Annotated in this window: 13 protein-coding genes and 1 tRNA gene; 6 read left to right on the top strand and 8 right to left on the bottom strand. The window is 66.4% G+C overall.

Features of this window, described 5'->3' with window-relative positions; translation table 11 throughout:
• Positions 1-18 precede the first annotated feature (18 nt).
• Positions 19-95 (top strand) — tRNA-Arg (locus ABIC66_RS01245).
• Positions 96-338: 243 nt separating this feature from the next.
• On the opposite strand, the gene ABIC66_RS01240 is transcribed toward ABIC66_RS01245, so the two are convergent.
• The gene (locus tag ABIC66_RS01240) at positions 339-1,499 is read right to left on the bottom strand and encodes a DUF3800 domain-containing protein (RefSeq protein WP_354067462.1); all 1,161 of its coding nucleotides are present in this window, start codon (positions 1,497-1,499) and stop codon (positions 339-341) included.
• A 6-nt stretch (positions 1,500-1,505) separates the two neighbouring features.
• On the opposite strand from ABIC66_RS01240, the gene ABIC66_RS01235 reads away from it, so the two are divergent.
• Complete coding sequence (locus tag ABIC66_RS01235) at positions 1,506-2,780, top strand: TnsB C-terminal domain-containing protein (protein WP_502910296.1); 1,275 nt, start codon at positions 1,506-1,508, stop codon at positions 2,778-2,780.
• Between the two features lie 178 nt (positions 2,781-2,958).
• Here the strand turns inward: ABIC66_RS01235 and ABIC66_RS01230 are convergent, their stop codons facing one another.
• The gene (locus ABIC66_RS01230) at positions 2,959-3,957 is read right to left on the bottom strand and encodes an aldo/keto reductase (protein ID WP_354067459.1); all 999 of its coding nucleotides are present in this window, start codon (positions 3,955-3,957) and stop codon (positions 2,959-2,961) included.
• A gap of 25 nt (positions 3,958-3,982) precedes the next feature.
• Entirely contained in the window at positions 3,983-4,558 is a 576-nt protein-coding gene (locus ABIC66_RS01225) for a flavodoxin (RefSeq protein ID WP_354067458.1), read from the bottom strand.
• A gap of 224 nt (positions 4,559-4,782) precedes the next feature.
• Between ABIC66_RS01225 and ABIC66_RS01220 the strand changes: the two genes are divergently transcribed.
• Both ABIC66_RS01220 and ABIC66_RS01215 read left to right on the top strand, forming a co-directional pair.
• Positions 4,783-5,676: a LysR family transcriptional regulator gene (locus tag ABIC66_RS01220; protein WP_354067456.1), complete on the top strand. Its 894-nt coding sequence runs from the start codon at positions 4,783-4,785 to the stop codon at positions 5,674-5,676.
• Between the two features lie 106 nt (positions 5,677-5,782).
• The gene (locus tag ABIC66_RS01215) at positions 5,783-6,916 is read left to right on the top strand and encodes an alpha/beta hydrolase family protein (RefSeq protein WP_354067454.1); all 1,134 of its coding nucleotides are present in this window, start codon (positions 5,783-5,785) and stop codon (positions 6,914-6,916) included.
• Between the two features lie 121 nt (positions 6,917-7,037).
• Here ABIC66_RS01215 and tpiA read toward each other — a convergent pair whose 3' ends face one another.
• Positions 7,038-7,790: a triose-phosphate isomerase gene (gene tpiA, locus ABIC66_RS01210; RefSeq protein WP_354067453.1), complete on the bottom strand. Its 753-nt coding sequence runs from the start codon at positions 7,788-7,790 to the stop codon at positions 7,038-7,040.
• A 137-nt stretch (positions 7,791-7,927) separates the two neighbouring features.
• Here tpiA and ABIC66_RS01205 point away from each other — a divergent pair, with 137 nt between their 5' ends.
• Positions 7,928-9,532 (top strand): DUF1593 domain-containing protein, encoded by a 1,605-nt coding sequence (locus ABIC66_RS01205; protein WP_354067451.1) that lies wholly within the window; start codon positions 7,928-7,930, stop codon positions 9,530-9,532.
• Positions 9,533-9,630: 98 nt separating this feature from the next.
• Here the strand turns inward: ABIC66_RS01205 and ABIC66_RS01200 are convergent, their stop codons facing one another.
• Positions 9,631-11,235, bottom strand: coding sequence for a carboxylesterase/lipase family protein (locus ABIC66_RS01200; protein ID WP_354067450.1), 1,605 nt, complete (start codon positions 11,233-11,235; stop codon positions 9,631-9,633).
• A 180-nt stretch (positions 11,236-11,415) separates the two neighbouring features.
• Between ABIC66_RS01200 and ABIC66_RS01195 the strand changes: the two genes are divergently transcribed.
• Entirely contained in the window at positions 11,416-14,064 is a 2,649-nt protein-coding gene (locus ABIC66_RS01195) for a TonB-dependent receptor plug domain-containing protein (protein ID WP_354067448.1), read from the top strand.
• Between the two features lie 171 nt (positions 14,065-14,235).
• On the opposite strand, the gene ABIC66_RS01190 is transcribed toward ABIC66_RS01195, so the two are convergent.
• From ABIC66_RS01190 to ABIC66_RS01180, 3 genes are read right to left on the bottom strand one after another with little or no spacing between them, the layout of a single operon-like run.
• Complete coding sequence (locus ABIC66_RS01190) at positions 14,236-15,705, bottom strand: FGGY family carbohydrate kinase (RefSeq protein WP_354067447.1); 1,470 nt, start codon at positions 15,703-15,705, stop codon at positions 14,236-14,238.
• Positions 15,705-16,664, bottom strand: a complete 960-nt coding sequence (locus ABIC66_RS01185) for a transketolase family protein (RefSeq protein WP_354067445.1) — start codon at positions 16,662-16,664, stop codon at positions 15,705-15,707. Before ABIC66_RS01185 ends, ABIC66_RS01190 begins: the two co-directional genes overlap by 1 nt.
• The gene (locus tag ABIC66_RS01180) at positions 16,661-17,467 is read right to left on the bottom strand and encodes a transketolase (RefSeq protein WP_354067444.1); all 807 of its coding nucleotides are present in this window, start codon (positions 17,465-17,467) and stop codon (positions 16,661-16,663) included. Before ABIC66_RS01180 ends, ABIC66_RS01185 begins: the two co-directional genes overlap by 4 nt.
• Positions 17,468-17,641: the final 174 nt, after the last annotated feature.

Here is a 17,641-nt window from a genome sequence, read left to right as displayed (position 1 = left end):
CTGGCCCGCGCGAAGCGGGGCCCAGTAGCTCAGCAGGATAGAGCAGCGCTTTCCTAAAGCGAAGGTCGGGGGTTCGAGTCCCTCCTGGGCCGCCAGCGCTTGTCGGGACCACTGTCGTTCCACGCTAAGGCGTACCCATTTCCACGCTAAGGCCGTCAATAATGCGACGCAGTCGCAATAGTGATGAGTGAGAGTGCGTCTCGCCTGTGATTGATGTGTCAGTTGCTGCCGTTGGCGCCCTCCAGCAGGCGGACATTTAGCCCGCCAGGCGCGGGGCAAAATCGCCTCTAATCGGACACGGTACCTCTCAAGTGGCTGGCTTTTCGCCATTCTGGCGTTTAGCCGCCCTTTGGAAAGAGGATCGAGACCATCTGGTCGACGGGATCGGGGCCAGTACGCAGTGAAAGGGGACCTGCCGAGATGTCGTCGCCAGGCTCGACGCCGTTGATCGAGACATCGCCTAGGAGACTTTGGACTTCGCTTAACAGAACCAAGTCGTCCGGACTTTGGGCGAGCATCTTCGCGCGCAGTCCAGCGAGAAGATCGCACAGCTGGATTGCTGGGCTAGTCTTCGAATCCACCGGCGCGGTTGCGATCACCGGAAGCGGAAATGCCGTAGGCGGGCCATTCGCCGTCGGGTGTAACAGTGCGGGCACGTGAGGAGAGGCAATCTTCGCCCATAACGAACTGGCCTTGAAGAACGAAGCTGATTGATCGTGACGAATATTCAAAGAGACGCCTGGCTTTTTGTTGGTCCAAAAGCTGACACTGCTTAGGATGGAGGTGACCTGGGTCTCTAAAGTGTCGCGAAACGTGGCCATGTCGCTGTGATCATCGAACTCGTCGATCCCTTGAAGAACTGGGCCGAAAAATCCTCGAAGCATCTCGGGCGTACTATTCGCCATTATCGTGAAATGGAATCGTAGCTTTACTAGGTTTTCCTTGGTCGGCGTGTTGGCGAAGGCGAAATAAGCGTTGGTAACTGCCTCATAGAGGCCTGGATCACCGACTTGCGTCAGGCCGAAATAGGTATGGTTAGCAAACCGCTGGATGTAACCATCTTTATAGAGGTCGAAGCCGCGCGAATAAGCCAAGGGCTCGACTAGATGTTCAATGAGCTTTGTCAGCACGCAAAAGCGCTTGTCGAGGTGCCACAGGAAGATGTCCTGAGCGCGGTCGGCCACGAGTTGAGCCAGCTTCACCAAGCGCGCGCGCGAGCCGGGACGTTTCCAGATGTTCTGAAATTTGAACTCGTCGCCCTTGTAGGCAGGGAAGGCTTCGCGGAGAAGGGCCGAGGCGTCCGCGTCGCAGATGATCGACGAAGCCACCACAAGATATGGTTGGACCGGGTCCAGCAAGGCGCGTCCAGTATAGCCGGACTCGTCAAAGAAAAGGTCGGTGACCATGGTTGCGCCCTGCCGGCCGGGTTCATCTGCCGTTTGCACGTGCACTTTTCGGCTATTCAGATAAGGCGTCGCTTGCCACGTCGTCGCGCGCAACAGTGAATTCACGCGCACCCACCAGGGCGGTCGGCCGACCTTCAGGCGGGTGCTCTAGGGCGTCTCGAAAACGCCAGCATCGGCAATGACTGCAAATCACAGTCTTCACCCACGATCTATACTTATCTTCGGATCATCTTCGGTCGGTTTGACGAGATTGTCGTAGACAACGGAAAGGAATTCGCCGGCGTCGCTATGCAGGACGCACTCGCCGATTTCGGCACCTCTCTTCGCCTCGCGCCAGTGGGGTCGCCCACATATAAGGCGGTCGTTGAGCGCCTGTTTGCGACGCTCAATTCCCTGCTGAACACCAAGCTGCCAGGCGGCGTCCTAAAGCCCGATCTGCTGAGGGAGTTTGGCTATGACCCGCATAAAGAAGCGGTTCTGACCCTCACCGAGCTCGAAGAGCTGCTCTGGGAGGCACTCGTTCTTTACCACATCACGCCGCGGCGGGGGGAAGGGTCTCCTCCTGCTTTGCTCTGGCAGGAGAGCGCCAAGCGGCACGGCATCGATGTTATCAGCGGCGACGCCCAGCTTGATAAAATGCTCGGCGCCGTAAAATACCCCTGTCGCCTAACCAGATCTGGTGTCGAGCTTTTTGGTCTCACGTTCCACGACGAGGCCAAGGTCTCGGAACTGCTCGAGGATCTCATCGGCTATGAGCCAGTCCGGCCTCGTCGAAAGGGGTCGGCCACCGCAACCGTGAAGGTCAAATACAACCCAGCTTCCCTGGCTGAGATCCATGTCTGGAACCGGCGCACTAGCCGCTATGTGACCTTGCCATGTGAGGATGAGGCCTACGCCAGCGGAGTCTCTCTTTGGCACCACCGGCAACTTCAGCAGTGGGCCGTACAGAAAGGCGAGGCGTTCTGCAGCGAGGCCGACCGGCTTCGCGTGAAGGCAAACTTGGTCAGCAAGCTTGAGGAGCTAGCCCCCACGCTCAAAGGCAAGGAGCGACGGGCCCTGGCTCGGCTCCAAAATGCTCCGCAGGTGCAATCACGTGCCGATGGACCTGTAGCGCTGGCCTATGCGCCGTCTCGTCATGACGGGCTTGCTCCGATCATTGAGCACGACGCCCTGTCCCCCGATCGGACGGACGGTGGCCAAAAGCCATCGCGTCCAGCGCGAAACAAGAAGCGGTCCGTTCCAAAGGCTCGACGCCAAAAGCCGATCGAGCGTCAGACGCATCTGAAGCCCGAGACCGGTGAACCAAGCGCCCCTGCCGGCAACGCCCTCGACTTCTCCGTCGACCTCAGCACCTGGAAGGAGTTCGAACTGTGAGCTCTCAAGATATCGCGTTGAAGATCGCACGCTACCAGCAGATCTATGTCACTTATTTGTCCGCACGCGACGCTCGGGAGGCCAGCGCCAGGCCGAGCGCCAGGAGATCGCGGCGGCCGACGTCGGCGGTGCTGTTGGTCTTGTCGTCCATGAGGAGCTCTTGTCGCGGTGGGATAGGCTAGCGGCCGGTCTGGGCCAGGACGGCTTCGGGGAGCCGCGCGCCTTGGATCGGGATCTTGGCGGCGGCCTCTTCGATCGAGGCCAGGTCCTGGGCGGTCAGCTCGACGCTCGCCGCGCCCAGGTTCTCGGACAGGCGATGCAGCTTGGTGGTCCCGGGAATCGGCACGATCCAGGGCTTCTGGGCCAGCAGCCAGGCCAGGGCGACCTGGGCGGGCGTAGTCTGCTTCTGCTCGGCGATGGCCTTCAGCAAATCGACCAGCGCCATGTTGGCGGCCCGGGCGTCAGCGGCGAAGCGCGGGGAGATCGACCGGAAATCGGTGGGGTCGAGCTTGGTGGTCTCGTCGATCTTGCCGGTCAGGAAGCCCGCGCCTAGCGGGCTGAAGGGCACAAAGCCGATGTCCAGCTCCTCGCAAGCGGCGAGGATGCCGTTGTGCTCAACATCGCGGGTCCACAGCGAATACTCATTCTGCAGCGCGGCGACCGGCTGGACGGCGTGGGCCCGGCGCAGTGACTCCACGCTGGGCTCGGAGAGCCCGAAGTGCTTGACCTTGCCCGCCGCGATCAGGTCCTTCACGGCCCCGGCGACATCTTCCATCGGCACGGCCGGATCGACGCGGTGCTGGTAGAGCAGGTCGATGTGGTCGGTGCGCAGGCGCTTCAGCTGGGCCTCGGCCACGGCCTTGATGTGCTCGGGCCGGCTGTTGAGGCCGCCGGTACGGGCTCCGGTCTTCAGGTCGATGTCGAAGCCGAATTTAGTGGCGACCACCACCTGGTCGCGGAACGGCGCGACGGCCTCGCCCAACATCGTCTCGTTGTCGAACGGCCCATAGGCCTCGGCGGTGTCGAACAGGGTCACGCCGCCGTCGAACGCGGCACGGATGACGCCCTGAGCTTCTTCATGGGGCGTCGGCGGCCCGTAGGCCGAGCTCAGGCCCATGCAGCCGTAGCCGAGGGCGGAGACTTCCAGGCCGGCCTGGCCGAGTTTGCGCTTTTGCATTGTCTCTTCTCCTGAAAAGTTTGGGTCAAGCGCGGGCGATCGCGCCCAGCCATTGGCGGACTTGGGTCATGGTGCGTCGCTCCTGGTCGGCTTCCATCGAGAAGGTCGGTTCCAGGCGCGCGCCGGGAGCGTGGCGCTCGAGCACCGCCAGGCTGTCGCCCAATCCGTAGCCTCCGTGGGTGATCACGGGGCGGACCGTCTTGCCCGACAGGTCATGGGCGGCCAGGAAGCTGCGGATGATCGGCGGCGCCGTCTCGCCCCAGATCGGAAAGCACAGGAAGACGGTGTCGTAGGCCGAAAGGTTCGCCACGTTCGCCTTGAGAGGCGGACGCACGCCCGCGTCCCGTTCCTGCCGAGCCTGCTCGACGGTCTGCTCGTAGTCTTCGGGATAGGGCGTGGCCGCCTGGATCTCGAAGAGGTCGGCCTTCAGCTCCCGATGCAGCTGAGCGGCGATGACCCGAGTGTTTCCCGAGCGCGTGAAGTAGGCGACCAGGATGCGCGAGGCGCCGGCTGGCGCGGGCTGGTCCTCAGCCGCGCAAGCGCTCGCGCCGGCGGCAATGACCAGGGCGGCGGGAGCCCCGAGGGCGGTGCGACGCGACATGGCCGGGACCTTTCTCATCGTCAGCGTCCCACCCGCGACTGCAGGTGGGCCAGGGCCGAGACCTCCAGACCGCCGCGTTCGAGAATACGCTTTTCCATTTGGTGCTCCGTGTTCTTCAGCGAACGCGGAGCCCCCAGCGCCTTCGCATGCCGAGGAAGATAGATCTGGCCCGTTCCAGCGATTAGGCCCCATAATCGCCATGTCGCTTTTAGTGAGGCTAACAAATGGCACAGGGCTTCGACGAGCTTGCCGCCTTCGCCGCGGTGGCCAGGGAGCGCAGTTTCACGCGCGCCGGAGCCAAGCTCGGGGTCTCGCCTTCGGCGCTCAGCCAGACGATCAAGGGGCTGGAGGCGAGGCTGGGCGTGCGCTTGCTGACCCGGACGACCCGAAGCGTCGCCCCGACCGAGGCGGGCGACCGACTTCTACAAACCGTGGCCCCTCGCTTCGAGGAAATCGAGCAGGCGCTGGCCGCGCTCGCCGACATGCGCGAGCGGCCCGCCGGCACGATCCGCATCACCGCCGGCGAGCATGCGGCGCGCTCGGTCCTTCAGCCGGGCTTGGCTAAGCTGCTGCCGGACTACCCCGACATCCGGGTCGAGATCGTGGTCGACTATGGCCTGGTCGACATCGTGTCGGAGGGGTTCGACGCGGGCGTGCGGCTAGGCGAGCAGGTGGCCAAGGACATGATCGCCCTACGCATCGGTCCGGAAATGCGCATGGCCGTGGTCGGCTCCCCGGGCTATTTCGCAAGCCGTTCTCGGCCGCTGACCCCGCAGGATCTGACCGAGCACAACTGCATCAACATGCGTCTTCCAACCTATGGCGGCCTGTTCCCCTGGGAGTTCGAGAAAGACGGCCGCGAGGTGAAGGTCCGGGTTGATGGCCAGCTGACCTTCAACACCATCCGTCAGCGGCTGGACTCCGCCGTGCAGGGACTCGGCCTGGCCTACATGCCCGAGGACGTCGCCACGGCCTGCATCGCGTCGGGTGAACTGGTCAGGGTGCTGGAGGACTGGTGCCTGCCGTTCTCCGGCTACCACCTTTACTATCCCAGCCGCCGCCACGCCTCGCCCGCCTTTTCGCTGCTTCTGGACGCCCTGCGGTTCAAGGAGCGGTAGCGTCGAGCATTTGTAAGTAAGGCTAAAGGGAGCAAGTCCTTTCCGCCGGCTAATCGCGGGTATGGCGGCGCGATAGCTTCCCTTCGAACACGAAGGGAGATCCGTCATGGGCTTGACCACCAAGCTTTCGCAGCGCGCCAGCCTCGTTGTGCTCGGCGCAATCCTCGGCGGCCTTGCGCTTGCGGGGGCGGCGCCAGCGCAGACGCTCAAGTCCATTCAGGCGCCGGCCAAGTCTCTCGTCCTGAAGGATCGCGGCAGCTTCTTCGTGGGCGGGCGTTCGGTCGAGCAAAAGGCGGGAGAGATCCTGCTGGGCCCGGACGACAGCGTGACCGTCGACCAGATGTACGTCGAGTACATGGTCCCCACCGGCAAGGCCAAGATCCCCGTGGTGATGATCCACGGCGCGGGCCTGAGTGGAAAGAGCTACGACACCACGCCCGACGGACGCATGGGGTGGTTCGAGTACTTCGTCCGCCAATCCCACCCCACCTATGTCGTCGATCAGGTCGGCCGCGCGCGCTCCGGGTTCAACCAGGCGGCCATCAACAACAGGCTGTCTGGCGCCAGCACCGCGCCCACCGCGGTCGTAGCCCCGACCGCGCCCGGCGGGCCGGTGGCGATTGGCCAGGGAGCCTTCCGCTTTGGTGATCGCGTCGGCGTCTGGACCAATTTCCGCTTCGGGCCCCGGTTTGGCGAGGCCTTTCCGGGAGAGCAGTTTCCGGTCGAGGCGGTAGGCGAACTCTCAAAGCAGGCCATACCGGACCTGACCTCCCAAGTGCCGCAACCCAACCCGACCCTCAAGGCGCTGTCCGACCTGGCCAGTGACCTCAAGGGCGCCGTTCTGATCAGCCACTCCCAGTCTGGTCCGTTTCCGATGGACGCGGCGCTGATCGATCCGAAGGGCATAACCGCCATCGTCGCCCTCGAACCGGGCGCTTGCCGGGCGAACTACACAGACGACCAGATCGCCAAGCTCGCGAAGATTCCGACCTTGGTGGTGTTCGGCGACAACCTGACCGCGCCGACGGGGCTGGGGGCGATGACCTGGCAAAACCGGCTCGACGGCTGCCGGGCCTATGCGGCGCGGATCGCCGCAGCAGGTGGGCGAGCGGACATAGTCGCGACGGCCGACCGCGGCATTCGGGGCAACAGCCACATGTTGATGCAGGATAAGAACAACCTGCAGATCGCGGACATTCTCCTCAAATGGATCGATGAGCGGGTCGGGCGACCTCTCTAGCTCGATGCTGAAAGTCGTGTTCCTGGAGCCATCCCAATGTTCGCAACTGGCGCGATTGAGACGACGATCAAGATCCGCGGTCGGTTGCGCTTTGGCCTGGCGGTGACCCCGCTAGGTCGTCCTAGCGGATCGCCGCGCGCACGATAGGCGCGAAGGTGGCGGCGCGCAGGCTGGCTCCGCCGACAAGGACGCCATCGACATCGGCCAGGCCCAGGATCGCGCCCGCGTTGGCCCCCGTGACCGAGCCGCCATAAAGCAGCCGCACGCTTCGGCCCACCTCGCCCAGTCGCACCACGCAGTGGCGACGGATGACGGCATGCATGGCGGCGATCTCCACCAGCGTTGGCGTATGTCCCGCGCCGATCGCCCAGATCGGTTCGTAGGCAATGCTCAACCAGGCGCCGTCGCCAGTCGACGGTAGAGAGGCCTCCAGCTGCCGACCGACTATCGTTTCAGCCTGACCTTGACCGCGGGCCGCCGCCTCTTCGCCCACGCACAGGATCGCCGAGAGCCCGTCCCGGCGGGCCGCCGAGGCCTTGGCCTGGACGATTGCATCGGTTTCGCCGCAGCTCAAGCGCCGCTCGCTGTGCCCGACCAGGGCGAAGCCGCCACCCGCATCGCGCACCATCGCCGCCGACACGCCCCCCGTGAAGGCGCCGCCCGACTCGGGATGGATGTCCTGGGCGCCGACCTGAAGGCCGGGGGCTGCGCGGGCCGCCGGATAGATCAGCGGCGAAGGCATGGCGACCGCGACCTGCACAGGAGCGCAGGCCGTCCCGATCTCGCCGATCGCGGTCAGTTCGGCGAGATCGCGGCGTAGGCCGTTCATCTTCCAATTGCCGACCACCAGCTTGGGGCGCTTCGAGACGGACATGAGGAGTTCCTCGGCCAGCGCCGCTCCGGAGCGGTCTAAAACTGGTCATTCGCGTGCTAGCGGCTTGCAAATTCGAAAGCAAACGAAAATAAACGTGGATATTCGGTGTTTCGCCGGAGTCTCGAGGGAGCGGGAACATGGGAAGGCCTTCGAAGGGCACGGCGTTCGCGTTGATCACCGCCTGGGCGGCGCTGGCGGCGGCGCCGTCTTGGGCTGGGGCAGGGGCGGGTAAGGTCGCGCCGCCGCGCTATCTGGAGACCCCGCCGGGCGCCAAGCCGCGGGTGGTCATCACCGCCGACCCTGAACTGGACGACTCCAACTCGCTGGTCCGTTACCTGCTCTATGCGCCGAGCTTTCGCACCGAAGGTCTGATCTACGCCAGCAGCCAGTTTCACTGGAAGGGCGACGGCAGGGGCACGAAGGGCTTCGTCGCCGGACGGGAGTACACCCGCGTGGGCCGGGAGATCTGTCCCTGCACGTCGTGGCGGTGGGATCCGAAGGAGAGCTTCATCGATGACGCGCTGGACGCCTACGCCAAGGCCTATCCCAACCTGCGCGTCCACGACCCAGCCTATCCGACGCCGGCCGCGCTGCGGGCCAAGGTCCGCTGGGGCAATGTCGAGTTCGACGGCGAGATGGAAAAGGACACGGCCGGCTCGAACCTGATCAAATCGCTGCTGCTGGACAACGAGGAAGCCCCGATCTACCTGCACGCCTGGGGCGGCCAGAGCACGATCGCGCGGGCTCTGAAGTCCATCGAGGAACGGTACAAGGACACGCCGCGCTGGCCGGCGATCCGCGCCAAGGTGATCCGCAAGGCGGTCATCCATCCGTCCGGCGACCAGGACGACACCTACGCCAAGTACATCAAGCCCCACTGGCCGGAGATCCGCTACATGGAGCCCGCGGGCGGGCTCTCGCTGAGCTACCTGTCTCAGCGCACGGTCAGCGAGGACGACGCGGTCTATCTCGGCGCCGACTGGACGCGAAAGAACATCTCCTCGCGCGGCCCCCTGGGCGGGTTCTACCGGGTCTGGGGCGATAGCCGGCAGATGGTGAAGGGCGACATCTTCGACTACTTCGGCGTTCCGAGTAAGAGCCGCGACCAGCTGAAGGCCGAGGGCTACATCGTCTGGTCGCCGGTCGAGGCGCAGGGGTCCTTTATCGGCGAGGGCGACACCGGCACCTTCCTGAACCTGGTCGACAACGGCCTGAACGGCTATCGCGCCGAGACCTACGGCGGGTGGGGCGGCCATCGCGGCGCGGGGCGCTCGGCGATCTCGGGTGAGATGAGCGCCAACGTCTCGGCGGTTGCGTCCGGGCGGGAGCGGGCGTTCGAACGCGCGCCGACCCATCCGTTCATGGCCTCGGCCCAACGTGACTTCGCCGCCCGCTTCGTCTGGGCCACGACGCCGCGCTACGCCGACGCCAACCACAATCCCAGGATCGCGCTGAAGGGCTCGCGGCGGGTCAGCGCGCAGCCGGGCCAGGTCGTGAGCCTGGCCGCGACCGTCGATGATCCCGACCACGACCAGGTCACGGTCCGCTGGCGGCCCTGGCCCCAGGCCGGGACCTATGCCGGCGACGTGGCGCTGGAGGGCGCCGAAGGTCTCGCGACCCGCCTGAGTGTACCGGCGGACGCCAAGCCAGGCGACACCCTCCATATCCTGGCCGAGGCGACGGACGATGGCGCGCCCGCCCTGAGCCGCTATGTCCATGTCGTCGTGACCGTCACGAAATAGGTCCCAGGCAAAACCGCGAAATAGGTTCCCAGGCAAAAGCAAAGGCGAGAGACGGCGTCGACCGTCTCTCGCCCGACGCCAGGAGGCGTCCTTGCGGACTAGGCGCCGATCAGGCGGCGCAGATCTCTCTGCGGATCGCTTTCCACCTTGCTCTCCAGATTGAAGATCATGGTCTGACGTTGGGCCAGATCGTAGCGCGGCCAGGCCGGTAGGGCCGATGTCTGGGGATTGCCGGTCTTGGCGAAAGCGACCCAGGCCGGGTGCATCTGGGCGGCCATGCGGGCGGGGCCGCCGCCGGGGCCGACGAAGAAGCGGATGTTCTCGTACGTGCCGAACACGAACGACAGCTCCATGGCGTGGGCGGCCTTCAGCTTGCCGCCCATGGCGGGGGACTTGTCCCAGTCCATCCGGTACATCCAGACAGGCGCGGGTTGCTTCAGCTTGCGCTCGGCCAGGGTGATGGAGTCGATCCAGAAGGCCTTGGCGGTCTGGAGGGCGATGGTCAGGTCGCCGGGCGTAGCGCCGGGATGGGCGGCGCGCAGGGCGGCGGCGACCTGGTCGGCCTTGGCCGGATAGGCCTCGCGCACCGCCTTTTCGAAGTCCGCGTCCGTCTGCCTGGCGATGGCGGGCGAGGCGGCCAGGAACAGGGTCATCTCGTCGCGATTGGTGCCGATCAGCAGCGGCACGTCGGCGATCCAAGGCTGGGCCTGCGGCGTGAACGGACCGCGCGGTAGCGCCTGGCCGTCGATGCTGGGGACGAAACCGTCGACCAGGAAGCCCTTGCTGGCCCGGTCCTTGACCTTCTCGATGGCCGCCTTCTGGGCGCCGAAGATCGTCTTGGCGTCGACGGCGGCCAGGCTGGCCACATCGCCGGGCTTGACGCCCAGGGTCTCGGTCAGGGCTCCGCCCAGGGCTTGGGCGTAGGCGCGCGGCGCGGCGGTCAGGCCCGCGCCGCTCTGGATGATGGCGCGGTGGAACAGGCCCTTGGCGGGCGGCATGCCCAGCAGCAGCGACACCTTAGCGCCGCCGCCGCTCTCGCCGAAGATCGTGACGTTGCCGGGATCGCCGCCGAAGCGAGCGATGTTGGCCTTCACCCAGCCTAGCGCCTGGACGATGTCCAGCATGCCGGCCAGGCCCGACTGCTTGTAGGCCGGACCCCAGCTGTCGGGCAGCTGGGTGAAGCCGAAGACGTTCAGGCGGTGGTTGAGCGAGACCAGGACGACACCGTCCCGCGCAAAGTGGTCGCCATAGTAGGTGGGGCGGCCGGCCGCGCCCTCCGCGAACGCCCCGCCGTGCAGCCAGACCATGACCGGGCGCTTGGCCGGCGCAGGTGGCGGAGCCCAGACGTTCAGGAACAGGCAGTCCTCACTGTGGGTCTCGGTCGGCGGCGCGTCCGGACCGGGCGACTGCATGGCCGCCGCGCCGAACTTGTCGGCCTCGAGGACCCTCGACCAGTTCCGAGGCGGTTGCGGCGGGCGGAAGCGGAGCTGTCCGACCGGCGGCGCGCCATAGCGAATGCCTCGGAACGTGTACACCCCGTCCTCGATGCGGCCGCGCACGGGGCCGTGGGCGGTCTGGACGACCGGGGTGGCGCCGCCGTCGGGAGCCGAGAGGGCGGGGCGCGAGACGATCAGCGCACCGGCGCCGGCGGCCGCCGCTGACATCATCCAGTCTCGCCGCGAAAGGCTGGCCTTCTCGGTCATTCGCAGTTCTCCCTGGGAGCGCGCGGGTCCACGCCTGCGCTTTGTTTCGTATTGAAATCGAGATACGAAGATATTCGAAGGTGGTCAATTGTCATTCGGAGACTCATCAGTTACGGATGAGGCGTCAAAAGAGATCGAAAGGCCGAAATGAGCCTTCGACATAGGGAGAGGAGAAGGGGCGTGTCAGCGAATATGTTCGAAAGGCGTCGTGCGGGTTTGGTGTCGGCCAGCCTGTTGGCGCTCACGGTCGCCATCGCCGGCTCGGCTACGGCCCAGACGGTCCAGGCGACTCCGGCCGCGGCCAGCGACAAGGCGCAGTCGGATTCCAGCGAGGTGTCCGAGATCGTCGTCACCGGCACCCTGCTGCGCGGTGTCGCGCCGGTCGGGACCAATGTCATCGGCGTGACCCGGGACGACGTGGTCGCCACCGGCGCGGCCTCGACCAACGACCTGCTGGCGACCATTCCCCAGGTCAGCAACTTCAACTCCTTCCCCGCCGGCACCGCCACCTTTGGCCAGCCGATCGCGCAGACGAACCTGCGCGGCCTGGGCGCCTCGGGCGGCACGACGACCCTGGTGCTGCTGAACGGCCACCGCCTGGTCGGGGCTGGCATCCTGCAGACCTATGTCGATCCGACCATCATCCCACCAGGCATGATCGAGCGTGTGGAAGTCGTGCCGGACGGCGGCTCCTCGATATACGGCTCGGACGCCATCGGCGGCGTCGTCAACTTCATCACCCGCAAGCGCATGTCAGGCCTGGAGGCCGACGCCAAGTACGGCATGGCCGATGGCTACCGGACCTTCGACGCCAATGTGACGGCTGGCAAGGACTGGGGCACGGGCTCGCTGTTCGCCTCCTACGCCTATGCCTGGCACAATGAGATCCAGGGCTACGAGCGCGACTATGTCAGCCAGAACAAGGTGGCCCTAGGCGGCACGGACCGTCGGGTGGCGACCTGCGGCGTGACCAACATCCAGGTCGGCGCGACGACCTACGCCCTGCCGGGCCGGGTCGCGGGGACCAAGAACGTCTGCGACTCCACCGACTACGCCACGATCTATCCGCGTGAGAACCGCCACACGGTCTTCGCCACGCTGGACCAGGCTATCAACGACGACCTGACCGTCAACGCCACGGCCTACTACTCGATCCGTCGCTCGGTCACCCAGACCGCCCCGCTGGCGACCAGCGGCGCGATCACCTCGGCCAATCCCTACTTCTCGCCGATCGGGGCCGAGACCAGCCACACGGTGCTGTTCGACTACACCTCGGTGTTCGGCGCGGAAGGCACGCGCAACCCGGCGAAGTTCTCGTCGCGCGGCTTCACGCCGACCTTCGACTACAATATCGGCGACGGCTGGAAGCTGCGCGGCATGGCCAATTTCGGCCACAGCTTCAACCGGACCGTCGAGGCCTCGATCAACACGACGGCCGCCAGCAACGCCCTGCGGGCGACGACGACCGGGACCGCGCTCAATCCGTACAATCTGAGCCAGACGAACCCGGCCGTGCTGGCCGCGATCCGCGATTACACCAACCTCTCCGAGGCCAAGCAGGATCTGGCCGAGGGCCGGCTGGTCGTCGACGGCTCGGTGTTCCAGCTGCCGGCCGGCGACGTGCGCCTGGCCGCCGGCGTCGAGTACCACTACGAGAAGATCGACTCGCGCATCGCCTTCGGCCCGTCGGCGACGCCCAAGACCAACCGCGCCGTCGCCTCGCGTGAAGCCCGGTCGATCTATGGCGAAGTCTTCGTGCCGGTCTTCGAGGCCTTCGACCTGACCGGTTCGATCCGCTACGACGACTATTCCGACGTCGGCGGCACGACCAATCCCAAGATCGGCTTCAACTTCCGTCCCGCCAGCTGGATCACGGTGCGCGGCAACTGGGGCACGTCGTTCCACGCGCCGAGCCTGGCCGACACCACCGGCGCGGTGGACGCCCGCGTGACCTCGCTGGCGATCACGCCCAATCCGGCGCCGGGCAGCGCGCCGACCGACGCCCTGCGGCCTATCCTTTACATCTCCGGCGGCAGCCCGACCCTGAAGCCGGAGTCCGCCGACACCTGGTCACTGGGCGCGGACTTCAAGCCCGACTTCCTGCCGGGCGTCACGCTGAACGTCACCTACTACAACGTCGACTTCTCGAACGTGATCAGCGTCAACGCCGGCGGCTTCAACGGCGGCGCGGGCTTCTACGCCGATCCGACCAACGCGCCGTTCTACATCCTCAACCCGACCTTGGCCCAGGCCACGACCTTCGCGCGGGGCGCCCGGGCCGACAACTTCGACTCCTTGACGGCCTTCTTCGCCAGCAACAATCCGTACGCGATCTACGACCTGCGCCGTTACAACCGCGGCCGGCTGAAGCAGGATGGCATCGACTTCAACCTCGGCTACCGCAAGCCGACGGGCTTCGGCTCGATCTCGGCCAGCTTCGCCGGCACCTACACGCTGAACCGCAAGACCAGCGACTCCAACAACGGGATCTATGTCGACCGGCTGAAGAACGGCTTCAATCACTTCAACTACGTCACCTCGGTGGGCGCAGAGGTGGGGCCGATCACCGGCCGCGTGACCCTGACCCACAGCGGCAGCTATCCGCTGCTGGGCGATCCGGCGCAGTCACGGGTGTCGGCGTTCAATCCTGTCGACGTCTATCTGGCCCTTGACCTGGAGAAGGTCGGCGTCCTGGACCACTCGTCCCTGACGCTGAACATCGACAACATCGGCGACACCGATCCGCCGTTCCGCAATGCCGGCTCCGGCTATGCCAACGGCTCGACCCTGGGGCGCCTGGTCTCAGTTGGCCTGCGCACGAAGTTCTAGACTACCCCCGAAACTTGCTCGCCGAGCGGCCTTGTCCTGCCCTCTCGGCGAGCTTCTTTCGAACCGCATACCGCGCCCCTGGCGCGCGCATGATCGAGGCGGCGTCCAGCGCGACCTTTTCGATTCCAGGATTGCAAGTTGTCCGAGGAGCGTTTCGCCGCTATCGCGCCGTTAGCGCGTCGGGCGCGCCTTGTCGATCGCGGCGCGCCAGCCGCGCCGTATGCGTTCACGCTGGCCGGCGGCCATGCCTGGCGTGAAGCGCAGCGGGGGCGCGTCTTCCGCGCGCAGTGGGGCGCCCAGGGCGTGGGCGGCCATGCGGGCAACACCCAGGGCGCTGGCTTCCGGGCTGTCCGGCCGCGTCACCTCCATCCGCAGAAGGTCCGCCAGCAGCTGCAACAGGAACGTGTTGCGCGTGGCGCCGCCGTCGACACGGATTTCGGTCAGCGGATGCGCCAGGTCGGCCTGCATGGCCTCGACCACGTCGACGATCTGCATGGCGATGGCCTCGAACGTGGCGCGGGCGACGTGGGCCGGCCGGGTGCTCAGGGTCATGCCGGCGATCAGGCCGCGCGCCTGGTCATCCCAATGCGGCGCGCCGAGACCAGCCAGGGCGGGAACGAACACGACTCCGTCGCTGGTCTCGACCGAGGTGGCCAGTTCGGTCAGGGATTGCTCATCGGCCGCGCCCAGGAGCTGGGTCGCGAACGCCGCGGCCTGACCGGAGACGGTGATGTTGCCCTCCAGCGCGTACAGCGTCTCGCCGTCCTGGCCCCAGGCGATGGTGGTCGACAGGCCATGCGCCGAGCGCACCAGGCGGTCGGTGGTGGTCATGATCGACGAGCCGGTGCCGATCGTGGCCTTTACGACTCCCGGAGCGGACTGGACGTGCCCGAACAGGGCGGCGTGGGAATCGCCCATGATCGCGTGGACGGGAATGTCGGCGGCCAGGGCGCTGACGCCGGCGGCGACGTGGCCGAAGCAGGCGTCCGACGCCTTGATCTGGGGCAGCATGTCCAGCGGCACGCCGAACAGGGCGGCAAGGTCCGGATCCCAGGTCAGGGTGCGCAGATTCAAGAGCTGGGTGCGCGAGGCGTTGCTGAGATCGGTCGCGTGGACTTGGCCGCCGGTCAGGTTCCAGAGCAGCCAGCTGTCCACCGTGCCGACGCGCAAGGCGCCGGCGGCCGACAGGCGCGCGGTCTCGGGCACGGCCTCGAGCAGCCAGGCAAGCTTGGTCGCCGGAAATAGCGGATCCAGGCCAAGGCCGCTGCGCTCCGACACGAAAGGCTCATGGCCCTCGGCCCGCAGGCGGGCGCAGCGATCCGATGAACGGCGGCATTGCCAGCTGATCGCCGGCGCGACGGGGCGGCCGGTCTGAGCGTCCCAGGCGACGATGGTCTCGCGCTGATTGCTGATCGCGACGGCCGCGATCCGGTGGCCCGGCGCGGCGGTGACCAGGTCCTCGATTATCGCCACCACGCTGGCCCACAGGTGCTCGGCGTTCTGTTCGCTCCAACCCGGCTGAGGATGGGCCAGGGTCATCGGCCGGCTGGCGCGGGCCATGATCTCGCCGTTCGCGCCGACCAGCAGCGCCTTGGTGTTGGTGGTTCCCTGGTCGATGGCCAGGATCACGTCGCCGGCCATCAGCCGCGCTTCTGCGAGACGACCTCGCGCGCCGCGGCGGCCAGGCCTGCGGCGGTGAGGCCGGCGCGCTCCATCAGCCATTCGGCCGAGCCGGTCGGTTGGAAGCCGTCAAAGCCGACGATGCGCATCGGCGTCGGGCGTCGCACGGCCAGCACCTCGGCGACGGCGCCGCCAAGTCCGCCGCGCACCACATGCTCCTCGGCGGTGACGACCGCGCCGCAGTCGGTGGCGGCGCCGACAATCGCGGCCTCGTCGAGCGGCGCGATGGTCGCCATGTTGACGACGCGCGCCTGGACGCCCTCGGCGGCCAGGATGTCAGCGGCTTGCAGCGCGCGATGGACCAGCGTGCCGGTCGCGATGATCGCCACGTCCGCGCCATCGCGCAGGATCTCTGCCTTGCCGATCTGGAAGGGCGCGCGGTGCTCCAGTTCCGGGACCGGCATGCGGCTGATGCGGATAAAGATCGGCTGATCGCTGGCGGCCGCCGCCTTGACGGCCTCGGCGGTCTCCCAGGGATCCGAAGGCACGATCACGGTCAGGCCGCGCATCGGGCGCAACCAGGCCAGGTCTTCGATCGAGTGGTGGGTCGCGCCCAGCTCGCCATAGGCCACGCCGCTGGAGATGCCGCACAGTTTCACATTGGCCGCTGAGTAGACGACATCGGCCTTGATCTGTTCAAGGGCGCGCGCCGTCAGGAAACAGGCCGCGCCGCTGACGAACGGGATCTTGCCGCCGTTGGCCAGGCCGGCGCCGACGCCGACCATGTTCTGTTCGGCGATGCCGACATTGATCACACGCTCTGGGAAGCGATCGCGGAGCTTGCCCAGCTTGCTGGAGCCGACGCTGTCATTGACGACGGCGACCACGCGCGGATCCTCGACGGCCAGCGCCTCCAGGGTGCGAGCATAGGCGTCCCGGCAATCGAACAGGCCGGGAGTGGAAGGCGCCGCGGCGCTCATGCTTGATCCTCTTCGCCGACGTCCGCGGCGCCAGACAGTTCGGCCAGAGCCTGGGCGTACTGCGCGGCGCTGGGCACGCCATGATGCCAGCTGGCCTTGTCCTGCATATAGGACACACCATAGCCCTTGATCGTGTTGGCGATAACGCAGCGCGGCGCGGCGCGGGGAGAGGCTGGCGGATCCAGGGCCGACAGTAGCTGGGCGTAGTCGTGGCCGTCGATCTCGACCACCTCCCATCCGAAGGCGCGCCACTTGTCGGCCAGTGGCTCCAGGGCGTTGGTGTCCTCGGTGCGGGCGCCTTGCTGCAGGCGGTTGCGATCGACGATGGCGGTCAGGTTCCCGAGCTTGCGGTGCCCGGCCAGCATGGCCGCCTCCCACATGCTACCCTCCTGCAGCTCACCGTCGCCGGTCAGCACGAAGGTGCGATAACCCGATCGATCGATCTGTTCGGCGATGGCGATCCCGATGGCGACGGGCAGGCCGTGGCCGAGCGGACCGGTATTGGTCTCGACGCCGGGCAGGTAGGTCCGATTGGGATGGCCGTTCAGGCGCGAGTTCGGTCGCAGATAGGTCGAAAGCTCGGCCTGGGGAAAGAAGCCGGCGCCGGCCAGCGCTGTGTAGAGCGCGCCGGTGCAGTGGCCCTTGCTCATCACGAACCGGTCGCGGTCGGGGGCGGTGGGCATGCTGGCGTCATAGCGCATGACGCCGAAATAGAGCGTCGCGAGGATGTCGGTCGCCGACAGGTCGCCGCCCGGATGGCCTTGGCCCGCCTCGTAGATCATCTGCAGGCTGCGTCGGCGCATCCAGTTCGCGCGCTCGCGAATATGTTCGGTGCGTTCGGCGCCTTCGTTTTCGCGCCTTGCGTCCAGGGCCTTCACCAATCCGCTCTCCGTGTCGAGCGCTTGGAGTAGCGGTCCGAGTTCTTGGAAACAAGCAAAACTTTCGATTTTCTTCGAATCGCGTCGCTTGTTCGCAAC

It is taken from the genome of Caulobacter sp. 1776 (genome assembly GCF_040545685.1).
Lineage (GTDB): Bacteria > Pseudomonadota > Alphaproteobacteria > Caulobacterales > Caulobacteraceae > Caulobacter.
Note: the sequence above shows the minus strand (reverse complement) of the source record. Positions and strands in the feature narration are given on the sequence as shown.